The sequence below is a fragment of the Enterococcus sp. XAF26B05_ASV22 genome (assembly GCF_056727285.1).
The window spans coordinates 2,848,645-2,874,345 of record NZ_CM161538.1; the positions used below are offsets into that span (position 1 = coordinate 2,848,645).

The 25,701-nt window shown below is 35.2% G+C and carries 26 protein-coding genes, 1 pseudogene and 2 other annotated features; of the genes and pseudogenes, 6 read left to right on the plus strand and 21 right to left on the minus strand.

From position 1 onward, the window contains the following. Nucleotide 1: 1 nt before the first annotated feature. The 11 genes from AC1PU0_RS14105 to udk all read right to left on the minus strand — a co-directional run bounded on the left by AC1PU0_RS14105 (nt 2) and on the right by udk (nt 12,925). Entirely contained in the window at nt 2-1,870 is a 1,869-nt protein-coding gene (locus AC1PU0_RS14105) for a BglG family transcription antiterminator (RefSeq protein WP_479998502.1), read from the minus strand. A gap of 558 nt (nt 1,871-2,428) precedes the next feature. Further along, nucleotides 2,429-3,403, minus strand: coding sequence for a Gfo/Idh/MocA family protein (locus AC1PU0_RS14110; RefSeq protein WP_479998503.1), 975 nt, complete (start codon nt 3,401-3,403; stop codon nt 2,429-2,431). A gap of 260 nt (nt 3,404-3,663) precedes the next feature. After that, nucleotides 3,664-4,005, minus strand: coding sequence for a type II toxin-antitoxin system PemK/MazF family toxin (locus AC1PU0_RS14115; protein ID WP_069653623.1), 342 nt, complete (start codon nt 4,003-4,005; stop codon nt 3,664-3,666). Nucleotides 4,006-4,541: 536 nt separating this feature from the next. Then, a complete protein-coding gene (locus AC1PU0_RS14120; RefSeq protein WP_479998504.1) occupies nt 4,542-6,017 on the minus strand; it encodes a PASTA domain-containing protein in 1,476 nt (491 codons plus the stop codon). Beyond that, nucleotides 6,014-6,688: an ABC transporter ATP-binding protein gene (locus tag AC1PU0_RS14125; RefSeq protein ID WP_111247624.1), complete on the minus strand. Its 675-nt coding sequence runs from the start codon at nt 6,686-6,688 to the stop codon at nt 6,014-6,016. The genes AC1PU0_RS14120 and AC1PU0_RS14125 overlap by 4 nt, the downstream gene beginning before the upstream one ends. Before the next feature lie 12 nt (nt 6,689-6,700). Beyond that, a complete protein-coding gene (locus AC1PU0_RS14130) occupies nt 6,701-8,188 on the minus strand; it encodes an ABC transporter permease (protein ID WP_069653620.1) in 1,488 nt (495 codons plus the stop codon). 104 nt (nt 8,189-8,292) lie between these two features. Beyond that, nucleotides 8,293-8,910 carry an ATP-binding cassette domain-containing protein gene (locus AC1PU0_RS14135; protein ID WP_240485847.1) on the minus strand — a complete coding sequence of 206 codons (618 nt, stop codon included), beginning with the start codon at nt 8,908-8,910 and terminating at the stop codon, nt 8,293-8,295. Between the two features lie 44 nt (nt 8,911-8,954). Then, nucleotides 8,955-10,304, minus strand: a complete 1,350-nt coding sequence (locus AC1PU0_RS14140) for an ABC transporter permease (protein WP_479998505.1) — start codon at nt 10,302-10,304, stop codon at nt 8,955-8,957. A gap of 56 nt (nt 10,305-10,360) precedes the next feature. Then, nucleotides 10,361-11,458: a sensor histidine kinase gene (locus AC1PU0_RS14145; RefSeq protein ID WP_069653617.1), complete on the minus strand. Its 1,098-nt coding sequence runs from the start codon at nt 11,456-11,458 to the stop codon at nt 10,361-10,363. Next, the gene (locus AC1PU0_RS14150; RefSeq protein WP_206849002.1) at nt 11,449-12,117 is read right to left on the minus strand and encodes a response regulator transcription factor; all 669 of its coding nucleotides are present in this window, start codon (nt 12,115-12,117) and stop codon (nt 11,449-11,451) included. The genes AC1PU0_RS14145 and AC1PU0_RS14150 overlap by 10 nt, the downstream gene beginning before the upstream one ends. 178 nt (nt 12,118-12,295) lie before the next feature. Next, on the minus strand, nt 12,296-12,925 hold the full coding sequence (udk, locus tag AC1PU0_RS14155; RefSeq protein WP_069653615.1) for a uridine kinase: 630 nt from the start codon (nt 12,923-12,925) through the stop codon (nt 12,296-12,298). Nucleotides 12,926-13,048: 123 nt separating this feature from the next. Here udk and AC1PU0_RS14160 point away from each other — a divergent pair, with 123 nt between their 5' ends. Further along, nucleotides 13,049-13,501 (plus strand): GNAT family N-acetyltransferase, encoded by a 453-nt coding sequence (locus tag AC1PU0_RS14160; RefSeq protein WP_206849000.1) that lies wholly within the window; start codon nt 13,049-13,051, stop codon nt 13,499-13,501. A 45-nt stretch (nt 13,502-13,546) separates the two neighbouring features. On the opposite strand, the gene AC1PU0_RS14165 is transcribed toward AC1PU0_RS14160, so the two are convergent. Further along, entirely contained in the window at nt 13,547-14,233 is a 687-nt protein-coding gene (locus tag AC1PU0_RS14165; RefSeq protein WP_111247620.1) for a YjjG family noncanonical pyrimidine nucleotidase, read from the minus strand. Beyond that, nucleotides 14,223-14,977, minus strand: a pseudogene (locus tag AC1PU0_RS14170) (16S rRNA pseudouridine(516) synthase). The gene AC1PU0_RS14165 and the pseudogene AC1PU0_RS14170 overlap by 11 nt, the downstream one beginning before the upstream one ends. A gap of 526 nt (nt 14,978-15,503) precedes the next feature. On the opposite strand from AC1PU0_RS14170, the gene AC1PU0_RS14175 reads away from it, so the two are divergent. Continuing rightward, the gene (locus AC1PU0_RS14175) at nt 15,504-16,118 is read left to right on the plus strand and encodes a 50S ribosomal protein L25/general stress protein Ctc (RefSeq protein WP_206848997.1); all 615 of its coding nucleotides are present in this window, start codon (nt 15,504-15,506) and stop codon (nt 16,116-16,118) included. A gap of 193 nt (nt 16,119-16,311) precedes the next feature. Further along, the gene (locus AC1PU0_RS14180) at nt 16,312-16,632 is read left to right on the plus strand and encodes a DUF960 domain-containing protein (RefSeq protein WP_111247618.1); all 321 of its coding nucleotides are present in this window, start codon (nt 16,312-16,314) and stop codon (nt 16,630-16,632) included. A gap of 63 nt (nt 16,633-16,695) precedes the next feature. Here the strand turns inward: AC1PU0_RS14180 and AC1PU0_RS14185 are convergent, their stop codons facing one another. The 6 genes from AC1PU0_RS14185 to AC1PU0_RS14210 form a co-directional block, all read right to left on the minus strand. Continuing rightward, entirely contained in the window at nt 16,696-16,944 is a 249-nt protein-coding gene (locus AC1PU0_RS14185; RefSeq protein ID WP_069638886.1) for a GlsB/YeaQ/YmgE family stress response membrane protein, read from the minus strand. Nucleotides 16,945-16,981: 37 nt separating this feature from the next. Next, complete coding sequence (locus AC1PU0_RS14190; RefSeq protein WP_206848995.1) at nt 16,982-17,452, minus strand: Asp23/Gls24 family envelope stress response protein; 471 nt, start codon at nt 17,450-17,452, stop codon at nt 16,982-16,984. 38 nt (nt 17,453-17,490) lie between these two features. Then, nucleotides 17,491-17,706, minus strand: coding sequence for a DUF2273 domain-containing protein (locus AC1PU0_RS14195; RefSeq protein ID WP_206848993.1), 216 nt, complete (start codon nt 17,704-17,706; stop codon nt 17,491-17,493). Between the two features lie 13 nt (nt 17,707-17,719). After that, nucleotides 17,720-18,283, minus strand: a complete 564-nt coding sequence (amaP, locus tag AC1PU0_RS14200; protein ID WP_206848991.1) for an alkaline shock response membrane anchor protein AmaP — start codon at nt 18,281-18,283, stop codon at nt 17,720-17,722. Nucleotides 18,284-18,513: 230 nt separating this feature from the next. After that, nucleotides 18,514-20,160 carry a peptide ABC transporter substrate-binding protein gene (locus tag AC1PU0_RS14205; protein ID WP_206848989.1) on the minus strand — a complete coding sequence of 549 codons (1,647 nt, stop codon included), beginning with the start codon at nt 20,158-20,160 and terminating at the stop codon, nt 18,514-18,516. A gap of 64 nt (nt 20,161-20,224) precedes the next feature. Then, nucleotides 20,225-20,947 (minus strand): gamma-glutamyl-gamma-aminobutyrate hydrolase family protein, encoded by a 723-nt coding sequence (locus AC1PU0_RS14210; protein ID WP_206848987.1) that lies wholly within the window; start codon nt 20,945-20,947, stop codon nt 20,225-20,227. A gap of 256 nt (nt 20,948-21,203) precedes the next feature. Next, nucleotides 21,204-21,434: a binding site (T-box leader), on the plus strand. A gap of 105 nt (nt 21,435-21,539) precedes the next feature. Beyond that, nucleotides 21,540-21,786 (plus strand) — a binding site (T-box leader). Nucleotides 21,787-21,848: 62 nt separating this feature from the next. Here AC1PU0_RS14210 and AC1PU0_RS14215 point away from each other — a divergent pair. The 3 genes from AC1PU0_RS14215 to AC1PU0_RS14225 all read left to right on the plus strand — a co-directional run bounded on the left by AC1PU0_RS14215 (nt 21,849) and on the right by AC1PU0_RS14225 (nt 24,119). Next, nucleotides 21,849-22,493: an amino acid ABC transporter permease gene (locus AC1PU0_RS14215; RefSeq protein WP_181429461.1), complete on the plus strand. Its 645-nt coding sequence runs from the start codon at nt 21,849-21,851 to the stop codon at nt 22,491-22,493. A gap of 157 nt (nt 22,494-22,650) precedes the next feature. Beyond that, entirely contained in the window at nt 22,651-23,286 is a 636-nt protein-coding gene (locus tag AC1PU0_RS14220) for an amino acid ABC transporter ATP-binding protein (protein ID WP_069653603.1), read from the plus strand. Nucleotides 23,287-23,300: 14 nt separating this feature from the next. Next, nucleotides 23,301-24,119 carry an amino acid ABC transporter substrate-binding protein gene (locus AC1PU0_RS14225; protein ID WP_206848985.1) on the plus strand — a complete coding sequence of 273 codons (819 nt, stop codon included), beginning with the start codon at nt 23,301-23,303 and terminating at the stop codon, nt 24,117-24,119. A gap of 217 nt (nt 24,120-24,336) precedes the next feature. On the opposite strand, the gene wrbA is transcribed toward AC1PU0_RS14225, so the two are convergent. Next, nucleotides 24,337-24,942 (minus strand): NAD(P)H:quinone oxidoreductase type IV, encoded by a 606-nt coding sequence (gene wrbA / locus AC1PU0_RS14230; protein ID WP_069653601.1) that lies wholly within the window; start codon nt 24,940-24,942, stop codon nt 24,337-24,339. A gap of 159 nt (nt 24,943-25,101) precedes the next feature. Next, a complete protein-coding gene (locus tag AC1PU0_RS14235) occupies nt 25,102-25,413 on the minus strand; it encodes a rhodanese-like domain-containing protein (protein WP_069653600.1) in 312 nt (103 codons plus the stop codon). Nucleotides 25,414-25,701: the final 288 nt, after the last annotated feature.

The window sequence follows — 25,701 nt, forward strand, 5'->3', positions numbered from 1 at the left end:
GTTACTCCTCTCTTATATAATTCAATAAAGCAGTAATTTCTGCTTGATTAACCATTAACTCATTTTTAGCAAAAATCCGTTCGATGTGTTCCACCAATTCTTGTTGCGCCAATAATGTTTCTTTGACGATATTGCCTTCATTCTCATATTGACTATCAAAGGTGATTCGATGGACCATCAACATCACATGAAGCAAAAACGCTTCTTTATATTCTTGCGTTAATTTTTCGGAGAATGCTTTAAGTAACTCTTCATAAATCACATATGTACGCACGACAATATCTCGACTTTCCGCTTCAATGCCTTGCGTTTCCTTAATTTGCTGACGAGGAATCAATCGAGGTACTTTTCCCGATTGAGTATGCGCCAAAATTTTATTTACTTCTTCTTGGATACTGTGAATATCTGCTTCTGTCGGCAGAGGATTTACTTTGACAAAAGGTCGATTCACAATTTCGATTGGAAAAATACTCAAAACCAAATCTGGATTTTTTTCTTCTATTACATCCACAGCGTTTAGAACAGAAGCAAATCCAGCAATTTCAACATTCGATACTTCTTCTAGAATCTTCTGTTCGATTAAACTTGTCACACCTAAGCCTGTTGAACACACATAGACAATTCTCACAATATTGATTTCATGAAGATTTTTTTCATATGCCACCAAAAAATGTAGGGCAATATAGGCAATGAAAGAATCATTGATCAAGAGCGCAGACCCTACGATATCACTTTGACTAGCCAGTTGTATTGCTGAAAATAATTGCGGATACTTCGCCTTGATATCATCAACGAAAGGATTATATTCGTTTATAAAGAGGTGTTTTTTTGTTAAACGTAAGGATAAATGAGCGAAGAGATTCGTAAATAACTGACGATCTCTATAAAAAGGAAAATTGACTTCTTTTGATACATCTTTGATCAGCTTCTCCGTCAACCCGACAATATCTTGCTGGTTATTCGCAACAAATACGTCACTATAAATATAAAAATACTCATCGGCTAAAAGCGGCAACTCATAATGATCAAAGACTTTTTTCATCAATAAAAATGGTAATTCTCGCTTTTGCTGTAAAACGTTTTGATTTGTCAGCATTTTGTACCCACCAACGGTATGATGAAGCTGTATTCTTGAAGAGGCAATCGCCACTCTTAATGTAATCGAAAGAATTTCAGCGTAGTTAAACTGATCAAACAAAGACGGATCTAACAGACCTGTCATTTCCTTTAGTGCAACTTGGTATATTTTTTGAAATATCGTATTGACACCAACATGAACTTCCTGCATTTTTCTCTGTTGGCCAGATTGGACAAAGTAGCTCATGATTTGGTAAATATCATATTCAGTGATTTCCTTTTGAGTGATGTATTCCATCAATAAGCGAATTTTACTTTCTTCCCCTATAATCGAAAATCCCTGACGGCTTTGACGGTTAAGTGTCAGTTCATACATCTGAGCTAATTCTTCTACTCGATCTAAATCACTGATGATCGTATTTCTGCTGACTTGTAAATCATCTGCTAATTCCTGAGAAGTTAGACATTTTGATGCTAATAACAAGCGGAAAATCAATTGATTTGCTCGTAACTCCTGATCAGGATAGGTTTCGAATCGCTCTACTTCGATAATTTCATTTTTCAAGGTCAATCGTTCTGAATCTGGTATTTCTAACCAAATTCCTTTGTTCCGTCGCGTTTTAAGCAAGACGTTTTGATCTTTGAACCAATCACGTACATTTTCCAAATCATACTTGATTGTCCGCACACTAACTTCAAAGGTTTCTGCTAATTCTTTTGTTGTAACGCTGTCTTCTAAATCTAAAAGCAGCAACAAAATTTTTATTTCCCGTTTTGATAAGTGCAATGACATCCTACTCACCCACTTTCTTTCCCTTCCACTTGAACTATAGCTTGATTTTTATTGCTTAACAACACAAAAAAGTTGCACTTACACAAGTGCAACTTTCTTCGTATACTATTTTATTCAGAAATTTTATATTCAAAAAATCGTTATTTTATAAAACCATCTATAATTAATTTACTTGTAATCAATGGATCTATCAGACTTTTTTCTTAGTGCAATCAAAATTATCTATTATTTAATACTCCTTGCACCAACTTGCGCAAGATACAAAAATACAATTCAGTCTAACGATGTGACATGCAGTATTTACACCTCATCTTAAAACAAAAAAGAAGACCGAAGTCTTCTTTTTTGCCACAGTATTTATAAAAATAAATAGATAAAATCTTCTCCACAAAAATATTTATCCGACACGCCTACATCCGGTAGGTATGATTTAACATATGTGCCTCTGTTGTTTTGTCAATCACTAGCCGTCAAAACGGAACAGCCGAAGCTATCTGATTGAGTCAACTCGTCGCATGAGGATAACTTTAACATAGATAAGCTTCGATTGCAATATCTTTATAATTTATCGTCCTCTTCCAACCATTTAGTATATAAATTGTCCACCAAACCTACCGTCGCTACTGTCATTTTTTTAGTCATGATGGGGCTTTCTATACAATGGTTTTGAAGGCATTCATTCACATGCTCTACTTCAAAAACAAATTCACTGTCAAATTCCCCTAACAAAGTCTCTTGTTTGCCATCTGCGTAGTAAATAGTAGCTTGCTTTGTTTTCCAGAAATAAGGGATTTCTATACGGCCTAACTCACCATAAATCGTCATTTTACTTGGAATATCTACTTTTACAGAAATAAAAATGTTTCCTAGGGCTTGATTTTGAAATTTTAAAGCCAGATTTACCTGATCGTCTGTTTCACCTTTTCTTCTTGTAACACTACCACTATATTCTGTAATTGGTTGATCTAGAATAAACTGCATGTACTGTAAGGGATAGCTTCCTGATCCATGTAGCGTTCCACCCCCAGCCTCTAAGGAATGAAACCAACTGATATGATCGGCATTAGGGTACGATGTAACGGACTGCAACCAGTGTATTTTGCCAATTTTATTTTGTTGAATAACTTCTTTCACTTGTAAACTAATCGGTAAAAACACAGATTTTTGTGCTTCCATCAAAAAACAGCCATTTTTTTCAGCTAATGCAAATAGTTCTTCTGCTTGCTGCAAATTCAACGTAAATGGCTTTTCAACCAATACATGTTTCTTATACGTCAATGCCATTTTTGCCGCTTCATAGTGCCCTTTATTATAGGTCGCCACATAAACAATATCTATTTCATCGTCTTCACATAATGCTTCATAACTGCCATAAGCCTTAGGAATAGTCAATTCTTCTGACATTTCTACTGCTTTTGCCAAAGTACGTGAAGCAATTGCGTGAACTTCTCCGGAACGGCTTTCTCTGATTCCCTTTACAAACCGAGGGACGATTTGAGCCGTACTTATTATTCCAAAACGAATTTTCTTCATCCTGATCGACTCCTTTGACTATACTATAGCCATAAATGCTGAAAACTTCAAAAAAACACTTTTAAGTAAGGGAACCCTTTTAGACTCAATAGAGCCATTTTAGAGCCTAGAATAAGACTACTATACAGTCTTGTTCTAGGCTCTAATTTCTATTCACATTTCCTAAAGAATATTCGCGAATTGTTTCGTTCGATTAACTACTTTTTCAACCCGTTGCTTACGAATATTTATGTATATCTTTACCTATGTACTACTCCCATTTAACGAATACCAATACTTATTTTCAGTGCTTGATTGACCTTCAGCATATCGCCATCTTCTAAATGACAAATTTTGTGAAGAATTCGTTCTTTATCCAACGTTCGGATTTGTTCTAGTAATACCAATGACGGTGTCATTCTTTCGTCATGCGGTATATCCACCTTGACCTGTGTCGGCTGCATTTTCTTATTCACATTTCTAGTAATAGGTGCAACAATCAACGTTGGACTAAATAAATTGCCTTTATTATTTTGAATAATTAATACTGGTCTAATCCCTCCTTGCTCCGAACCAACAACAGGCGAGAGATTTGCATAAAAGATTTCTCCCCTTCGCATCATAATACTTTATCACCCCTAACCTAACAAAAACTTCTTTCGTGTAAATTATATCATGCTTTTCTAGAATATTTTTTCAAAAATTTATACTATCCCCTGAAAACTTTGATAATTTCTGCAAAAAAAGGGTTTCATGAGAAAAAAATATATAATATATTTTATTTAAAAAACTTAAAACATATCAAAACCTTTCTTTTTTAATTGGTATATTTAACAAAATAACTATATATATTCAAATTGGCACTGCGTAATCTCTTTCTAAAAACTCAAAAAAAGATGGATTTGTATCGTTATAAGTCAAAAAATACACTAAACAATAATCATTAAAATCAACCCACATATTTTCCTATTTCTATCAAAAACAGATTTTATATAGAAATAAATCAATTAAAAAAAAGAACTCTCTTTAATTGTTAACTGGTAAGAACTATTGTTTCTCATCAAACTTTTATTTTGTCATCTCCTATTATTTCATAACCAAAGAAAAAAATCAGGACAACTTACTTTCCTGATTTCTCTCTTTACTATTTTTCAGCGTATTAGGGTATTTCTTTTGAGTCTGTTTCATTCTCAGAATCTTTTTTAGGTATTGGATCAGATCCGCCATCTAAATTCCCCAAACTAATATCTAACGTAACCGTGTAATCCAACGGTACATATAAATTATAGGCGCTCATACCGACCACTGTGCCTTTAGGTTGTGCAGAGTCAACGTATCTTACAGTATATTGGATATTTGCTCCTTTTGATTGGAATTCGTCATAGAAATACTTTTGTAAATCCCCTTCTACTGTGTTCCCTCTTAGATCTTTAAGATAAGGTTGTCCAGCAGAGTAGTAGACTTTAACTTTCAAATCATCTTTGCTTGTCAACTGAGTTCCCGCTTCAACACTTTGCGAAACTAATTGACCATACGCTACGTTATTCGTAAACACGCTCTTGGCTTGAACTGTTAAACCTTCGACAGCAGTCCCAGCTTCTTCTTGTGTATAATCGGCAAAGTTTGGCACAACATAGCCTTTACCTAAAGATACTGTCACAGTCAAACTGTCTTTTTTAGCGACTTTCTGATCTTTCGCAATGCTTTGAGAAATAATACTTTCTGCTGGAACGTCTGCTGAGCTAGCTTCTTCATAGGTCACTTTTATCTCATTTGTTTTAGCCCAACTTTCAACTTCCGTCTTCATTTTTTTCGTAAAATCAGGGACAGAAATATTTTTTTCAAACGTCTCTTTTCCTTTGGAATAATACATATTCGCTTTGTCTTTACGTTTATAATTTTCTTTTGTCACATCTTTATTGACGATTTCAAAGCGCACAGCTTTGCCTTTTTCCAACGTATCACTGTATTCGTCGATCAACGAAATATTGTCTGCTTTATTATCCTTGATCCATTTTTCTACTTCTGTTTTTTTCATCGTCATAAAATCAGGGAGCTTCAATTTTTCTTCTGGGTCAGCACCTATGCTTGCTTCAACCGTTAATTCAGCCCCTTTTTTGATTTTTTTGCCTTTTTTTACTGTTTGGGAAATCACTTTGTTTGCTTCGACCTGTTTACTGTACGTCTGTTCAACTTTTAATTTCACTTTATTTTCCGTCGCCCAGGTTCGTACTTCTGCTAAATCTTTTCCAGAAAACTCTGGGAGTGCAACATGGGTCATTTGGAAATAACCGAAATACAACATACAAAGTGCTACAAAGGTCCCTATCCCTATTATTAAAAATTTTTGTTTCCTTTTCTTATGGTACGTAGGATCTATTTCCGTTTCATCTTCTGGCTGACTTCTTCTTGTTTGGTCATTTGCTGCTTGTTCTGTATCTGGTGAAAAAGAAGAACTATCAACTTTGGGATCAGTCACATTGACTGGTCCCATTCTTGTTGGTTGCTCACTTGGTTTTTCATCGGACACTTTATTTAATGAAGAATCTGTTGACCCTTCTTTATTCAGATCTTCCCGCAGCTTTTTCTTTTGTCTCATCGTAATTCGATTTATTGAAATTCGATAAAAAATCACTCATTCAACATCAACTCACCTTGCTTAAGAAAATAGGTTTTATCTGATTGTTTGGCTATTTCATTCGAATGGGTCACGACAATCACACATTTATTATGTGTTTCTGCTAAATCTTTAAAGATATCCACGATTTCTTGTTCCATGCCTTCATCTAAATTTCCTGTCGGTTCATCAGCAAGAATGATATCAACATTTGTTGCTAAGGCTCTCGCAATTGCTACACGTTGTTGTTCTCCCCCTGATAATTGTCCCACCAAACGATCTGCCTTCGCTTTATTGATACCGATATAATCTAATAAATTGTAGGCAACTGCACGGTTATCTTTTGGCATATCATTATCTGTGATCGACATCGCCACTAACACATTTTCTATAGCCGTTAAATAGGGAACTAAATTGTAACTTTGAAAAATAATACTGATATCATCTCTACGATACTTTTCCAATCCAATTTTTTTGATGTTCTGACCTTTGTATAAAACTTCGCCAGATTTTGGTTCATCCAATGCACTGATCAATGAAAGAAACGTTGTTTTTCCAGAACCAGATTGCCCTAAGATCGTATAAAATTGTCCTTTTTCAAAATGAATGGATGTATCATGTAAAATCATTCGACGTTTGTCTCCGTCTTGATAAAAATAGCTCACGTTTTTCGTTTGTAAAATTGTCATTTTGGTTTCCTCCTACATCATGATTTTCTTTGGATTCAACCGTAAGACATACGTCAAAGGTAAAATCGCAGACAATAGAACTGTGCTTAATCCTGCAATTAAGAAGGTCACGATATAGCTAATTGAGAATTTCACTTCATATGCACTGGAAACATCTTCAGTTGTTAATGATGACATATTTACCCCACTGCCTCCACCGATCGTCATGGCAGCACCATTGCTCGCTGCATTGCTCGTTTGTGAAAAGGCGTCGCTTGCAATCAAGGATTCTGAAACCATTTTCCCAAGCAGATTCCCTGTAACAAGGGATAAGCACATTGCAATTAAACTAATCAACAACAATTCAATCAAAATCTGTTGCATTACTTTGGCCCTTGTTTCACCTAAGGACAAATAAATGCCTAATTCATGTTTACGGTCGCGCAAGAAAAGAATGACTACTAATGAAATAATCAATAATGTAGCGCCAATTGCTAAAATCACAACATAACCTGAAATTTGCGACATTTTTTTGAATGTACCGCCAACTTCATCATACTGATCCGTTGATGCTGTTACTTTGTAGCCTTCTGGTATCATTGATTTTGATTCTTCTTTGAAGGCTTCGACATCTTCTGGAGACTTAAGCACATAGATAGGAGTGATTTGGTCCATATCCTCTTGCGTCATGTCTGTCCCGTCAGCTTTTTTATAATGATCTGGTAACAATGATTTTCCTTTTTCAAATTCTATTTTATTGATGTTCATCACTGCATCATTTGGCATATAGACCGTATTAAACTGCTCGGTTTCCATGAATTGCTCTTCGAAACCTTTTTGATCTTTTCCATCTGATTTTTTCTTTTCAACACTTGTCGGTTCAAAGATACCAATAATTTCTACTGGGTGATCTTGACTTGCAAGTTCTTCGGTTGAGCCATCTTGTTTATAATCCATGATCAAGCTATCTAAAACGACTTTGTCTCCTACATTAAAACCATTTTCTTCTGCAAGTTTTTTTGAAATGATTGCAACATCTTTTCCGTTATTGATTTCATCTTGCTTAAATGTTCGTCCTTCAACTAAATTGACTTTTTTATCCTTAAAATCTAACGGTTCCAGTAAATTGTTTCCTTTAATACTCAACATTTTGGGCATACCACCCATTGTTGTAGCATTTTCCATTTCATAGGTTTTGATTTTTTTTACAAAAAAGTTGGTTTTCACGTTATAGTCAAATTCTTTGACATACGATGACTGTCCCAACTTTTTAACATCCTCCACTTTTAATGTGGAAGGGGAAAAAGACTGACCTTCATCCATCATTTTTTGATAATCCAATTCAACACTCACAGTAGCGCCTAGGTCATGTTTAATTTTCTTTTCGACGTTTGCGGTGGATTGTTGAATCGCGATCGACCCGGCAATCACGTTTCCTAATATAAAAATAACTGCAAATAAAATAATTGATTTTCCTTTTCTTCTTGTAACACTGCACAATGCTCGATTCCAATAGTTCATATACTCTTCCTTCCTGTTAAAAAACAATGAAGAATAACTTAGACAGATACATCACACTGTTCAGTCGAGTCAACAACAACCTTTGATATACGCTAAAGCTTATCCTATTCACCATTGTCTTTTATAAATGATAGTTTCCCACCATTCAATCCCCATAATTCGTCAACATATTCCGCAATCACTTTTGATTGAGAACTGATGATGATACACTTATTTTCATTTTTCGCGTATATACGTATGTACTCCATGATCATTTCTAATGAAAGTTCACTTAACGTCACAGCAGGTTCGTCAATTAAGACGATTTCAGGATCATTGATTAGTGCTTTGGCCAAATAAATCCGTTGCTGATTAGCAATAGACAATTTTTTAAGTTTTTGTCTTGCTACTTTCTCATCGATACCAACTTTTTTTAGGGCATCATAAAAATAACCATTTCCATGTGCAACAGCACTTGAAGCGCTCAAATTGAGGTTAGCCAAGGCCGTTTCATTTGAAAGGACATTGTACTGTTGAAAAACTGTGCCGATTTCGTGTCGCCGATAATTGTCGCGATCAAGGTTTTCAACGTTTTGGTTTTTATAAAAGATTGTGCCTGAATCAAGCTTGTCTAGTCCTGCAATCAGTGCAAGCAAGGTCGTTTTTCCTCCCCCACTTTTTCCTAAAATGCCGTAAACCTTCCCCAATGAAAAATCGATCGTTGTATCGTCCAATACGGTCACGTTGTTTTTCTTATTCGTATATACTATATTTTTAAGAGAGAGAATCATCGCTCATCTAAATTCCTTTCTAACAAAAATTCAATCGGTTCAAATTTAAAAACTTTATAACTGTCAATGGACATGATGGTAATCAAGAATAAGCAGGTAACTCCAATAAAAGTGATGAAAGAATTAGCATTGAACACCATTGGGATAGATGCTATAGATTCGTTTTTTTCACTAGCGACGAAACTAAATAGCTGATCAACGTTTCCCATCAGTTGCCTTTGGCTGCTTAATTGCCAATCTGCAATCGGCTGTACGATAAATTTTGTCGCTATCAAGGCAAAAGTAAAACTAAAACTCGCAACTACCACCAACTCGATCAGTCGACTTTTGATTATTTGCTGTTTCGTGATACCAATATTACGCAACACATAAATTTCTGTTTGCTTTTGTCTAAACAGCCGAATTGAAAGTAGTGCTAACCCAAAGTTGCCAAAAATCAAGAAACTTAACAAAATCGTTCCAGAAAGTGTACCTGTCCCGTTAACTGGACTTAACAATAGTTTCATATTCGCTTCATTAGTCATCACTTGATATTCACTTGGTAACCCTTTTGTTTTGATCTCATCGAAAAAATCTTCAAAGATAGCCATGCTTGTTAATTCATACGATACACTGTTATACACGAATTGATCGTCTTTTTCCATCGCATGCAAGGTTTCCCAATTTGTAAAAATATCATTTCCTTGACCCCCCACCAATTGACTAGCACCATCTGATTGGACTTGTTCATTAGGTTGATACATTCCAGCAATAACTAATGATTGTCGTGCTTTTTTTTCATTTCCTGTTAAAACGACTTGAATTGAGTCTCCTATTTTGAGTTGGTTCAATTCGGCAAATTCATTACTGACCAAGCATTCATTGTCTTTTAGAACTGTGCTTCCTGCGCTAATATCCAATCCATTTTCAGCGAGTTCTTTTACAAGACTATCTGATTCAGCTCCCAACCAATTTGCTAGGTCCTGATTGTAATTCTCTTCCAACTCATTTCCCTCTGATTCTTGGAATTGAACCATACTTGGAGATGGGATTGTTGTTAACGTTTCAAAGGAAATCGGCGTGTTCTCGATCATTTTCATTCCATTTACGTACTTAGACTTTCCAAATTTGACATATTGTTCTTTTGTTAGTTTTTTTTCATGCGATATATTACTTAAATCAGGTTCTAGAATCGTTACTATGGTCTTAAATTGGTTGCTGTAATGTTGCGTGAATAATTTAGCAGAGCTATAGAGGGTACTTGTAACCATTGTCCCTAAAATCAAAAGAAATAGCATGATGCCGACTAGTAAATAATTCCAGATGTGTCTTCTAAGATTTAAGAAAGCATGTTTAAAGACGAACATGTTCTAGCTCTCCTCCTTTCTTGTTCTACAATACCAAACCAATTGTTAACTGAATGTTAACTTTCAGCAATTTGTGGAAATGATAGATAAAAAGTTGATCCCTGATTTTTCTTACTTTCAACATAAACAAAGCCTTGGCATAAATCACAAACATGAGAAACAACCGATAAGCCAATCCCGTAACCATCTTGTTTTAGTCCGTTGATTCGGTAATTGTGGTTAAAAATAGTGGTGTGAACCTCTGGGTCGATTCCTTTACCATGATCTGTTATCTCAACAATAACACTTCCGTTTCGGTTATTAACAGCCACTTCTATAGGCTTTTCATTCCCATATTTGATTGCATTGTCCACTAAATTTGATACTGCTCGATAGATCCAACGATTTTTGCCTAAAATCAACGTCGAGCCAATTTCATCAAAGGAAAATGTAAGTTCAGGGTAACTTTTGCGATACGTATCACATACTTCTGCGCAAATTAATGACACATCCACCTTCTCACTCATTGCTTCTTCCGAACTGTTTGAAAGGGTCAAGATATCATCGATGCTATCCGTTAGGCGATCTAAAATGTGAAGATTGCCCGTTTCATTGTGTTCTAATTCCAAATTAGCTCTTAAAATCGCAATAGCATTTTTCTGTTCATGAGTGAGATAACTACTCAACCTCTTATAATCAGCTAGGTTCCCATCAAACTTGTCTTTTAACTGTTTGAATGCTTTCGCAACAGTTTTATCTTCAACTTTATCTTCAGAAAATTTCTCTAAAAACTGTAAATCATGAATAATCGAAATCATCTGCTTCGTATAAATTCGCCGTAAAACAAACCATAAGGTCATCGTCAGTACTAAAATAGCTGAACACACTGCTAAAATGATCATCGGCAAATATTTTAATAAACTATTTAAATAAATATCATCTAACGCTTGAGTACTGACTAATTCAGATGCTTTTAATGCAACGGTTGTGGTTGGCTGTGCTTGAGCAATCGTTTCATTTTCATCGTTTACAATATAAATCGCTGAACCGATCGATTGACCGATATTCAGTGAACTCCAGTTACTTTTCACTGCAAAAAAGCCAGCACTAATGATCAAAATAACAAAAAAAGCAAAGGTCAGCACCGTTAAACTGATTTTAAAATTTACTCGCATAATTGATATCCTTTCGCTCGAATCGTTTTAAGCAATTCTTTTCCAGATGCTTGAGCAAGTTGTTTTTTTAACCTAGCAAGATGAACACGCAAAACAGACGAAAATGGATCAAAATTTTCATCATAAACATGTTCAGCGATTACTTCTGTGGAAACAACCGCCGGATGCTGTTGGGCAATACATAATAAAATATCAAACTCTTTTGGCTTTAAAGTGATTTCCGTTCCCCCATAAGAAACAAAACGTTTTACAGGATCGATCATCAGTTGATTGATTTGGATATGAGGTGATGTTCGACCGTGAAAACGTCTGACGACTGCACGAATACGGGCAACTAATTCTAATAATTCAAATGGTTTTACTAAATAATCATCTGCTCCAAAATCGAGACCCTTTGCTCTTTCTTCAATTTCATCTCTCGCAGTAATAATAATGATTGGACTGTCTATATTGGATTCTCTTAAAAAATGTAAAATCGATAATCCATCTTTATCAGGTAAATTCAAATCTAATAAAATAGCATCATAGTTATTTACATAGGCTTTCTCTTCTCCTTCTAGCCCAGAAAAAGCCAAATCGACTAAGAATTTTTCCCGTTCTAATCCTTTTTGAACTGATGTCGCCAGTTCACGATTGTCCTCAATAATTAAAATTCTCATCTAATCCATTCCTCTCTAAGATCACTGATGCCCTCGTCAATAGTTATCTCATAAGATACTACACCTAAGAATAGTTTGTCTATATTTCCTGTTTTTGCACTAGAATAACATAACAAAAAAACAACGACTCTATTTGATAAATTCAAATAAAAACCATTGTTTTTTAGTGATTCTCTATTTATACTTCATTTAAAATACTTGCTACTTTTGTCGTGATCAAATCAATCGCTACGTGATTTTCTCCGCCTTCTGGAACAATCACATCTGCATATCGTTTTGTGGGTTCGATGAACTGATGATACATTGGTTTTACTACTGATAAATACTGTTCAATAACAGAGTCTAAAGTTCTTCCGCGTTCTTCCATATCACGTTTGATTCTGCGAATGATGCGCATATCATCATCTGTGTCGACATAGAGTTTAATGTCCATTAGCTCTCTTAACCGAACATCTTCCAAGATCAGTATCCCTTCTAAAATAATGACCTCTTTTGGTTCTTGAACAAGAATATCTGAACTTCGAGTGTGTGCAACGTAATCGTACACTGGTTTTTCGATTGTTTGATAGTTAATCAACTGTTGTATGTGCTCGATCAGCAAATCCGTATCGAAAGCAAACGGGTGATCATAATTCGTTGTTAGTCTTTCTTCAAAACTCAGATGACTTTGATCTTTATAATAAGAATCTTGTTCCAGCATCATGATAGAATGATTGGGAAAATGATTAAAAATCGCTCGACTGACACTGGTTTTCCCACTGCCGGAACCGCCAGTAACACCAATCACGATTGGTTGAGTATTTTTCATTCAACGAAACCTCTCTCTTATATGTAATAGTCATAATAACCTTTTTCTATTATAATAGAAACGAGCATAAATGCCACAATTTTATTCACTTATTGACTATTTTATTAGAAAGGAAAAAACAGTATGACGATCAAGAAAATCGAAACTCTTCAAACAGTCCACTATGACCTACTATTATTAGCTGATCCAGCTAAACATTTAGTCGCTAACTATACTAAACGTGGTTTATGTTTTGAACTACTTCACGATGAAATACCGATTGGTGTTCTAGTCTTACTTCCTACAAGACCCGAAACATTAGAAATTGTGAATATTGCCGTTTCAAAAAGCTATCAGGGGAAAGGTTTTGGTAAAAAATTGATCCAGTTTGCTTTCGTTTATGCTAAAAATAATCAATACAAAACCGTTGAAATCGGTACGGGCAGTACTAGCTTGGGTCAATTATATCTTTATCAAAAATGCGGCTTTCGCATGACAAGTATTGATCGTGATTTTTTTCTTCGTCACTATGAGGAAGAAATAATCGAGAATAAGCTTATTTTAAAAGATATGGTTCGCTTATGTATAGATCTATAAAAAATAGCCGTCGCAAGTCTTATGAACTCCTGCGACTGCCAATTTTTATTGTTCCAACACGTTAAAAATCTCATCTAAATAACTGATTTCATACGTTGGTTTAACCTCAGCTATTGGGTGTTGTTTCCCTGGATTTAACCAAACTGTTTTGATATTTGCCGAATTCCCTCCTTGAATATCTGAAGCCAATGAATCTCCAATAATCAATGTTTTTTCTCGCTCAAAATTAGGAATTCGTTCAAAAACATAGTCGAAATATTCTTTCATCGGTTTTTGAAAACCTACTTCTTCTGAAACAAAGATATCATTAAAAAAGGGTGTCATATTTGAATCGTTCAGTCGTTGATATTGCGTTTTTGCGACACCATTTGTCACAATATACAGATCGTAATCAGGTTTGAGTCGTTCAATGATTTCTTTACTATTTCCCAACAAATCGTGCCCCTGACCTAGATAATGGCGATATTGTTCCCCCATCTTTTTCCCATCTACTTTTTTATCTAATTGCTCAAATAGTAAACTAAAGCGCGTATCCGTCACCGTTGTTTTATCTATTTTTCCTTGCTCAAATTCACGCCACAATTGACTGTTGATTTTTTTGTATGTTGCTTCTATTTCATCTGTTAGCGTGACGTTTTCTTCTTGAAAAAGAGCTTGTAGTGCTTTTTTTTCTGTTAATTGAAAATCTAGTAATGTATCATCTACATCAAATAATAATGTTTTAAATTTCATCTTCCACTCTCTTTTCTTTTTTATGAGTCGTAAAATAAGGCAACAACATCTGTAATTCTGCTTGGTTTAAGGGACGATATTCCCCTAAATCAAGGTCTGTATCTAATTGGATTGGCCCCATTGATAATCGTTTCAAATAAACCACTTTTTTTCCAACAGATAAAAACATTTTTTTGACTTGATGAAATTTCCCTTCCGTGATATCTAAATAGGCATGGCTCTCATTTTTTTCTGATGTTAAAATTTCCAGCTTGGCCGGCTTACATCTATTTCCGTCAGAAAAAACGATTCCATGCGCAAATATTATACGATCCTGAGCTGTTAAAGGTTCATTCACTCTAACTTCATACCTCTTTGTAACCTTTTTATGTGGCAACAATAATTGATACCCTAACTGACCGTTATCCGTCATTAGCAATAATCCTTCTGTATCACGATCTAAACGACCTATAGGATATAATCCTGCTCGTTGATCACTAGGATGAATTAACTCAATAACGGTTTGATGTTGAGCATCTTTGACTGCCGTCACAACACCTTTAGGCTTATTCAGCATATAATACACATGGGATTCGTGTTGGATTTTTTGATCCCCAACGTAAATTTCTTGTAACGTTGCATCTACATTCAAATTTTCATTCAAGATGATCTGACCGTCAACCGTAACTTGTTTACTGCGAATCAGTGTTTTTACTTTTCTTTTAGAACCGATTTTTTTTCTTCTAATAATTTATCTAACCGCATTTATTTTCCTCATTTCATTTAATATTTTAGTATAAACTTTAAAAAATGAAAAGAAATCACCCTGAACGACGTACGATTTTTCCGAATCGATACTTTTTAAGACTCTTTAAAGGTCATCCGTTCTTTCTTCACTTCCCTTGACTTACCATTGAATTCGCGTTAAGGTTGATGTAGAAAGTGAATAAGGTTTCTCAAAAACAGCGTAATGACCTGGGAGAGAATAAGATATCATATGGAATTCCCCCTGGATAATTGTGCACAATTATTCGGGATTTTTTGTTTTTGTTGTTCGTTTGTAGAAGCTGCTTGTTCGTTTCAAATTTGAACAGGAAAACCTTAGCTAAGTTTATGCTTTTACATGTTTATACTCTACGTCAACAAAACTCCTTTTTTCCATCATGTTGCGTTTTGCAGATAACCAAATATAAATTCATTTTGATTTATCTAGCTTTATAAGCAAGTCTCATAATACATGGAGGCTATAAAAGCTTGTTCAGCTTTTAAATTTAAGGGAGGAATTTAGGTTATGTCAGTATCATTAGAAGTCAAAGAAAGAGCTGTCCGTCCGCGTTCACTAAGAAATCAACTACGTCACTCTGGTCAAGTTCCCGCCGTCGTTTATGGGTATGAAATTGAAAGTACACCTATTTCAGTTGATCAAAAAGAAATAACAAAAATTTTACGAGACAATGGTGCCAATGCCGTAATCACAATGACTATTGGTGGTAAAAAAATCAATACATTAATGTTTAAAGCTCAATTGGACACCTTTACAAATCAAATGAAACACATCGAATTTCTAGCTGTAAATATGAAAGAAACAACGGAAGTAGAAGCTGAAATCGTGCTTATCGGTGAATCCGAAGGGGTGAAAGCTGGTGGTGAACTTGCTCAAAACTTATATAATGTTTTAGTTTCAGCAACACCAGATAAATTACCGGAACGTGTAGAAGTCGATATTACAAAACTTGCAATTGGCGATGCTATTACCGTGGCTGATTTACCAGAAAGTAAAGATTATGAGATCATTACTGACAGTGAAGAACAAATTGCAGCCGTAGTAGAAGCGAAAACGGAATCAGAAGAAGAAAGTTCTGGAGAAGCTACTGAACCTACAGTGATCGGTGAAAAACCAGAATAATCCATCTATTAAAATAGATTTTAGAAGGTTGAGATGTCACTCTTAGAGTGATGTCTCAATTTCTTTTTTCTATCTTTGCATTCAACAGATTGTGCAAGCTTTTTAGTTGCTTTTTTTTTGAAACATGACAGAAGCGACTTTTTCCTAAATAAGGTATACTGTTGATATTAGATAGCTAAAGGAGGTCATATAAATGGTTGAAAGTTTTGATAGTGAACGTAGTCGTTATGCATCTTTAGGTGTGGTTGAAAGCCTACCTGGCGCTTTGATCGACAGTATCTGGCTGATTATCGATTTGGATTTAAAAGGGGTCATCCCACTTACGAATATGCTGTATTTTGATTTAATAGACAATGGTGGGACAGTAACTGTTCATTTTTCACAAGAAATCAGCGATGTTCAAATGGCCGTTGACTTACCTTTTCCTTACTCTGAAAACTATCCGTCTCAAGTATTTGCTTTTGATGATGGTCATAAAGAAACGATTTTATTGCCAGCAGAAATGCTGGAATAATAAAAAAACCAGTTCTACATAGCTTGTAAAAGTCATGTAGAACTGGTTTTTATTTCTTTATACTTATGCCATTCGTTTCGCAATAAATGAATAAATTGCGATACAAATCACTGCACCGATCAATGCGGAAATAATTGGAAACCCACCGATAATTGGGCCAAAGTTTCCTAAAAGCATTGTGCCTACCCAGCTACCAATAAATCCAACGATAATATTGCCAATTACACCACCTGGTACATCTCTACCTAAAATTGCTCCAGCAATGGCTCCTAGTACACCACCGACAATCAATGACCAAATAAAACTCAACATAATAAACATCCTCCTCTAATTCAACTACAGCGAAACATTATTGTAATGTACGTGTATTGTTTTCTTGTTTTTTATCATTTTCATTATCATCTTTTTTCTTGTTTTCAAATTTTTCTTCGTACTGTTCCTTTGACATCACATCATCTATGTTCATGTTAAATTCAATAACATCTAGCCCCGTCATGTTTTTTACTTCTTCTGCAACTTTTTTTGTTGCTGTATCAAATACTTGAGCAATATTCTTACCATATTCCCCAATGACATCTAAATCAATTGCAACTTGTTTCGTTCCAACTTCTGCACTAATGCCTTTCGTTGGATTGTTTCCATTCGTAAATTTATCGGTCAAGTTTGTAATCGCATTTCCGCTTAATCCTAAAATACCAGGGATTTCTGATACGGCGATACCAGCAATTTTTTTCACGACTTGATCGTCAAATGTTAATTTTGTTTTGATTCCATTTGCGTTTGTTCCTTCAGTTGTGTTTCCAGTTGCTTTGTTATCCATATTTTACTCAACCTTTCTGATTTTGATTCGATTTATTTTTATCTTTCAAAAAAAGCCTGTATTGTAGCTAAAATTGAAGAGATAGAGCGGTTTTCATCTTGCGTTTTGCCAATAAAATAGCCGATTCCTGTTAAAGCGACAAGCAAAACTGTTTTCCAAAATCCAATTGTCATAAACAGTATGGCAATTAGAACAGCTAATCCGGTACATATAATTTGATTGCGGTAAGGAGCTATTGTCATTTTTTTTTTCATTATCCTTCCTCCTTTAAACCACACGTGACTCTTTTTTACTGCTTGGCAATAAAGACGATTCTGCTTTTTTCTTTTTGAAAATAACCTTGATTTTATTCGTCTCGATCATTGCCATGTTTTGCAAGGCTTGTGGGATTGATTCTTGAATTTGTTTCCCTCTACTTAAGAACTGCTGTTGTTGTTCGTCTGCTATCGTGACTTCTACATCTGCCGTTTGTTTCTTTGTTAATCTAACTTTTACCTGTGTATTATCACCATTTACAATGCCATGTAATGAAGCTCTAGCAATCGATTCCAGTGTGTTCAGTGGTAAGTTGACTTGACCGGTATCTTTTTTTATGTGGATTTGTTTTGATGTGATCGGTTTGAATATAATCATCAAAAAAGCCAGCAACAAGATTGCTAATAAAGCAAAAAGAACAACTTGGTAAAAATAAAATAGCCAATCATATTGAAACAGTAAATTATCAAAAAATGTGGTCACAACACCTAAATCTACTATTTGAGAATATAAACCAGCAATCCCAAAAATACCAGCTAATAGTATAATAGAAATAAGTACTTTGATTACTCGCATAGATTTTCTCCCTCCAACGTTGATTGTACTTTTTCAAGATTTTTCTCTAATCTATACTTTTATGTTAAACGCATTATCAAACAATTACAAAAGATATGCATGCTCTTTGTTGGATCCTCGTTTACGCCTTTCTCTTTTTCACTGTAAACACTGCGATGAAGATACTAATGACTTCATAATAAAAAAAGGGAACATAAAGATGTTGATCTTTATGCTCCCTTTTTTATCTATTATTCAACATACGCTAAACGATAAGATACTGTTCTACCAAACGGAAAAACTTGTAATTCTTTTAATTGATCCGCTTTTAGATACCCAATTGCTCCTTGATAAAGCGGCAGAACAGCGGCATCTTTTTCAATCAACGTTTCTTCTAATTCTTTTAATTTATCCCAACGTTTTTCTGGTTCGTTAGCTAAAGTGATTCTAGCATCATTCAATCCTTTGTCATAGTCAGAATTATTATAGCCTGAAGTATTCAACCCACTTTTAGAGTCATAAAATTCTAAAAAGTTGATTGGATCAGCATAATCTGGTGTCCATGTACCAAAAACTAAGTCAAAATTGCTTGCTGTTTGCAAGTCCAATCGATTTTGCAGTGGAATAGATTTCAACGTAATTTTTAACCCAGGTAGATTTTGTTGTAATTGCCCTTGGACATACTCGATTGTCTTTTTCGCAAGTGCGGAATCGGCTGATAATAATTCTAATTCAATTTCATCTTTACCTAATTCTTTCTTAGCTATTTCCCAACTTTTTTGTGCTTCTTTTAAATCATATGGAAGGAAATCTCCATTTTCTTTTCGGAAATCTTCGCCTGTTTCAGGATCTTTCGCAAAATCTTTTGGTACAAAACCGTTGATAGCTGTAGAACCATCCCCTAAAATATCTTTAGCAAATGTTTCTTTATCGATTGCTTGTAAAATAGCTTTACGCGCATTTACATTGCCGGTTACTTCTCGCTTATGATTAGGACTCAAATAGCCAACCATTGCCTTAGGAATAAAATGTGCTTGCGGTGAGTCTTTGTATTGCAATGCATACGTATCTGCTAGAACAGTGTAATCTAGATCACCTGCATCAAAAAGGTTTGTTCCAGTACCGATTTCTTTCACTACTTGAACATCAATCGTATCTAGCTTAACATTTTCCTGATCCCAGTAGTCTTTGTTTTTTGTTAGTTTCCAATTTTCTGTATTACCGTCCCAACCAGAAATTACAAATGGGCCATTTCCAACAAAATTATCTGTTGATGTACCGTAAGCATCGCCTTTTTCTTTGACGAACTTTTCATTTTTTGGCATAAAGGGCGTTCCAACCAATATTTGAGATAGATAAGGAATTGGGTATTCTAAGGTCATTTCTAATGTTTGATCATCAATTGCTTTGACCCCAAGCTCATCCACTTTTGCTTCCCCTTCTCGGATTTTTCGACCATTTTTGAAAATATCCATTTGGTTACTGCTACTTGAACCAAAACTTGGATCTACAACATTTTTAAATGCTGAGACAAAATCACCTGCTATAACAGGATCACTATTGCTCCATTTTGTCTCTTTTAATTTAAATGTGTACACTAATCCATCATCACTAACGGTAGGCTCACTTGCTGCAACAGCTAATTCTGGATCATGATTTTTATCCATTCGATAAAGTCCTTCTACAACTTGACCAATCATATCCGAACTGTATACATCCGTATAATGTGCGCTATCTAGTGTTGATAACTCTCCTCCAGAAGCAACTTTGATTACTTGTGTCTGATCTGTTTTACCGCCATCCGTTTTTTCACCAGATGTGCTGGTCCCTTGTCCCCCATTGCAAGCCGTCAATAATAAACCCGCTGCTAATACAAAAACACCAAACTTTTTCTTCATTGTCCAATTCCTCCTCTTTCTTAAAACTGATCATAACGCTTGTTTTCTGTTCAATCTATCTTACCTATAATTCTTCAACAACATAACGAAAAACAGCCATTTCTTGTTCCAAATGATCAAAAGCAAAATCAGGGTGCCACTGCACGCCTAAAAATGCGAGATTCGAATCGTTACTTTCCACTCCTTCAATAATGCCGTCTTCACTAAGTGCTGTAACTTTTAGTTTCTTTGCTAATTTTTTGACAGCTTGAAAATGAAACGAGTTAACAGTTGTTTTTTTACCGTAAATGTCACGTAAAATACTCGTGTCTTCTGTTTGGATCTGATGTGTAGGGATTTCACGTGATACCGGTACTTGCATATGGGCAATTTTCCCATCGCTAAAATGACTGATGTCCTGATACAAACTGCCACCAAGTGCTACGTTAACTAATTGGAGACCACGACAAACCGCAAAAATCGGTTTATTTTGTGCAATAGCTTCTTCAATCAACGCTAACTCAAATTGATCTCTTTTTTCTGATAATGACGCTTCTTCAAGTTGAACTGATTCACCATATAATGCTGGTGAAACATTCTGTCCGCCAGCCAAAATCAACTTATCGATTTGTTTGATATACTCCTTAGCCAAATTAGGAGAGCCCACTGGCAAAACCAAGGGTAAACCACCAGCGTTTTGAACGGCTTTAACATATCCACAAGGAGTATAACTGATCGGTAAATGATACAATTTCGCCCCTGCGTCTTCAATTTCATTCGCTGCAATTCCAATAATCGGCCGCCTCAATCGATACCACTCCTTTTTTACTTTCCGACAATAATTGTACATAGTTTATCAGATATATTTATAGAAGGATAGTACAAATAGAAACAGTGCGATAGTTTTTCACTATCACCGTTTACTTACTTTTTAATAGGAAGTAACTATTTCTATTTTACCTCAACTTTGTTCAATCAGTTACTTTTATGCTTAAAACAAGCTATTTTCTGAATTTTCTAAACAAACAGTTGTTGACAAGCAGAAAAACTGGTGGTAAAGTTATAAAAAAACAAAGAACAGAAGAGTACCTTTATTTTATTCTCAAAGAGAGTCTTTGGTTGGTGTAAAAAGACAGAAGGATAAAGCGAACCACATCTGGGAGTTAACTTTTTGAATGTAGCAGTAGGGAAGTTCGGGTATGCCCGTTACAGCATTGGAAGTCTATGACTTCATGAGGTTATCGTTGTGAAGCGATAATAAAAAAAGGTGGAACCACGATTTTTACGTCCTTTGGCTTAATTGCCAAAGGATTTTTTGTTTTTTATCCCTAAACATCGTATATTGTTACAATAAATAGAAATAACTTATTAGAACAATTCATATTAGCTATTCTAATAAAATTAAAACGCACAAACAGAACAAGTAATCAAAGATACTTTCTTGACAGAGACTTTTTTATTCGCTGAGAAAAAAAGCTGGAAACCTTCGATGAACACACCTGTTTTAGTCACCTTCTGAATCAAGTAAGAAGATGCGGCATTCTCCGTTATCAGAAAAGAATCTTTTCTTTTACAAAAGATTCTACGAGGTTAATATTGTGAGGTATTAACGAATTGAGGTGGAACCACGATTATTTCGTCCTCTTGGCAAACCAGTCAAGGGGACTTTTTTGTTTACTCTTATAAAAAAATAAAAAACTGGAGGAAAAATGATGAACTATATTTTAGAAATTATGCCGGCTTTAGTTGACGGCGCACTCATGACATTGAAAGTATTTATTTTTACACTATTAGGCTCGATTCCACTTGGGATTTTAGTTGCATTTGCCTTACAGACAAATTTTAAACCTTTGAATTTTCTGATTACTATTTATATCTGGCTAATGCGTGGGACACCGTTGTTACTACAACTTATTTTTGTTTTTTACGGCCTACCATTGATTGGCATTGTCTTTGAACGATATGATGCAGCTTTATTCGCATTTATTTTAAATTATGCAGCTTATTTTGCAGAAATTTTTCGTGGCGGCATTCAATCGATTCCAGAAGGGCAATATGAAGCGGCGAAAGTTTTACGTTTAACACGATTTCAAACCGTCACAAGAATTATTTTACCCCAAGTGATCAAAATCGTTTTACCTTCTATCGGTAATGAAGTGATCAATTTGGTTAAAGATACTTCTTTGATCTATGTACTTGGTTTAGGGGACCTATTACGTGCTGGTAAAATTGCGATGAGTCGCGATGTCAGTTTATTGCCTTTAGTTTTAGTTGGTATTATTTACCTTTTGTTGACGGCCGTCCTAACGTTAGCCTCTAAAAAATTGGAAAAACACTATCAGTATTACAAATAAACGGAAGACTGTTGCTATATGTCATCTAGCTTTACGGGCTAACTCTTCGGGTAAAAGATAAATTTCGATTGAGGCAAAAAGCGCCTCATTCTTAATTTCCTATTTTCCTGTCAGAGTAGAACGAGCCCGCCACGCTTTTAAAATTAGGAGGAAAATCATGTTACGAATAAAAAATTTAACTAAAAGTTTTGATAGTCGTCGCATCATCGATCAATTGAATTTAGAGATCAAAGATGGAGAGATTTTAACGATTGTAGGGCCTTCTGGTGGTGGTAAAACAACGTTGTTGCGTTGTTTAGCTGGTCTAGAAACCATTGATTCAGGTGAATTAACGATGGATGGCGTCCCCTTTAATCCTGTAGAAATGAATAATGCAGATCAAGTCGTGGGGATTGTTTTTCAAGATTTCCAATTATTTCCTCACCTTTCAGTTTTAGATAATATCACGTTAGCACCTATCCTTTCCTTAAAACAATCGAAAGAAGCAAGTGAAATGGAAGCAATGGACTTATTGATGAAATTCGATCTCCATGGAAAAGAGAACTTGTATCCTTATCAATTATCCGGCGGTCAAAAACAACGAGTCGCTCTCGCTCGGGCTCTTGCAATGAAACCTAAAGTATTAGGCTATGACGAACCTACTAGTGCACTTGATCCTGAACTTCGCCAACAAGTCGAAGAAGTGATTTTAACGTTAAAAGCACAAGGCATGACTCAAATCGTCGTCACCCACGATATGAATTTTGCTGAAAATATTGCTGACAACTTATTAACAGTAAAACCGGTTCAGTAGAAAGGAAAGATTATATGAAGAAAAAAAATTATCTAATCCTTGCCATAACAGCTATTTTTGCAGTAGTATCCATAGTCGGTTGTGGTAGAAAAAAAACAGATGCTGATCAATGGACACGAATCAATGATGAAAAAAGAGTTATCGTTGGCTTAGATGATTCCTTTGTCCCCATGGGCTTTCAAAATAAATCCGGTGAAATCATTGGATTTGACGTTGATTTAGCTCGGGCAGTATTTGAGTTATATGGGATCACTGTGGACTTTCAACCAATCGACTGGTCCATGAAAGAAAATGAATTACAAAATCAAACAATTGACTTGATTTGGAATGGTTATTCTAAAAGTGCTGAACGAGAAGAAAAAGTACTTTTTAGTGATGAGTACATGAAAAATGAACAAGTCGTCGTTTCTCTGAAAAAGAATGCTATCCATTCATTCTCAGATATGAAAGGCAAAATTCTAGGTGTCCAAAATGGTTCTTCTGGCTACAACAGCTTTGAAACACAACCTGACATTTTGAAAAATTTGGTTAAAGATCAAACAGCTATTTTGTATGATGGTTTTAATGAAGCATTTATGGATTTAAAGTCCGGACGAATTGATGGCTTATTGATTGATCGTGTTTATGCCAACTATTATCTTTCTCACGAGGATAATCTAGCAAATTATTCGATTGTTAATGGTGAATTTGAAAGTGAAGCTTTCGCTGTTGGTCTGAGAAAATCCGATAAAGAACTAGCCGAAAAAATCAACAACGGTTTTGAAGAGCTTAGAAAAACCGGAAAACTAGCTGATATTTCAAAAAAGTGGTTTGGAGAAGATGTAACAAAATAAGAACTATTTTTCAGATAACCCAATACTTATCTTGCCTACTTTAGAGCGTTATCTAATCACCGCATTTAAGAAGTAACAATCTATTAGGCTGTCTATCCAATAAAAACCCCCAAGAGAAGTGATCTCGTTTGGGAGGTAATGATTTCTAAACTATTTATGATACCACTATCGCATTCTTTAATAAAAAGAACGCAATAGTGGTATCGTTTTACTTTTTTTAACCTAAATAATTACTTGTTACATCAACCAAACGTTTGGTTTGATCTTGAACTGCTGCTTTCACTTCGTCCGCTTTTAACATATTCCCTTCACCGTCGATTGAAGCACTTGTTCCATAAGGGTTACCGCCAGCAGCAAAAGTAGATGGATTTACGTAACCTGCTGGCACGATGATTGCACCCCAATGTTGCATTACTGTGTATATCCCTTGGATTACTTGCTCTTGTCCACCGTTTGGATTTTGTGCAGAAGAGAATGCTGTAACAAATTTATTCGCTAATTTTCCTTGTGCCCAAAGCCCGCCTTGTAAATCAAAAAATTGTTTTAACTGGCTGGCCATTACACCAAAGCGTGAAGGTGAAGAGAAAATGTAGGCATCTGCCCATAATAAATCGTCACTTGTCACTTCTGGAATTTCTTTACTTGCTTCGACATTTTTGCGCCAAGCTGGATTTGAATCGATTGCCACATCTGGCGCTAACTCATGAACTTTTCTTAAACGAACTTCTGCTCCATTCGCTTCTGCTGCTTCTTTGGCCCATTTTACCATTTGTGTACCTGTTCCTGTTGAACTATAATAGGCAATTAATAATTTTGTTGTCATGACTTTTTCCTCCAATAACTGTTGTTTTCTTATCTACATTTATATACTAACAAAAAGTAAGTATACTTGCAAAGGATTTTGCTTACTAAAAATAAGTTTTCACTTTAATTCTGTTCATCAAAAAAATCGCAACAAGCATCAGGCTCATTGCGATTTTTTTTATTGATAACTATTTTCTTTTCCATCCCAAACAGACATACCTTCTGAAACAGAAACAACATTGTAGCCATAATTTTCAAGAAACGAGCACGCATGCTCTGAACGCACGCCATGCTGACAAATCACATAATGGGGTTGTTCACGATTTATCTCTGTCATTGCCTCTGGTAAAGTGGACAAAGGATAATTTTTAGCGTTGACGATATGACCTGCAGCAAATTCTTCCACTTCCCGGACATCAATGATTGAAACGGGCTCACTCACTGTTAGTTCGATTAATTCTTTTAATTCTTTGATTGATACTCTTTTCATCTGGTTATGATTCCTCCTGCGGCTTTTTCAAACATCTGACTACACTTATTAAACAATTTTGTAACCAGAAAATTCGCCTCATTAGCAGTATACCATGGTTGATTTTTACTACAACATTTTACGCCCAATTTTTGAACATTTATTTTAAGAAAAGAGAATGAGCCTGAGACATAACTAAAAAAGTTATGTTTCAGGCTCTTAGTAACCGAATAAACGGTGGGCGCAGAAGTAACTCCTTCGGAAATAAGCCGAAATTCACAAAAATTTGAAGAGCAATTTTCGTAAATT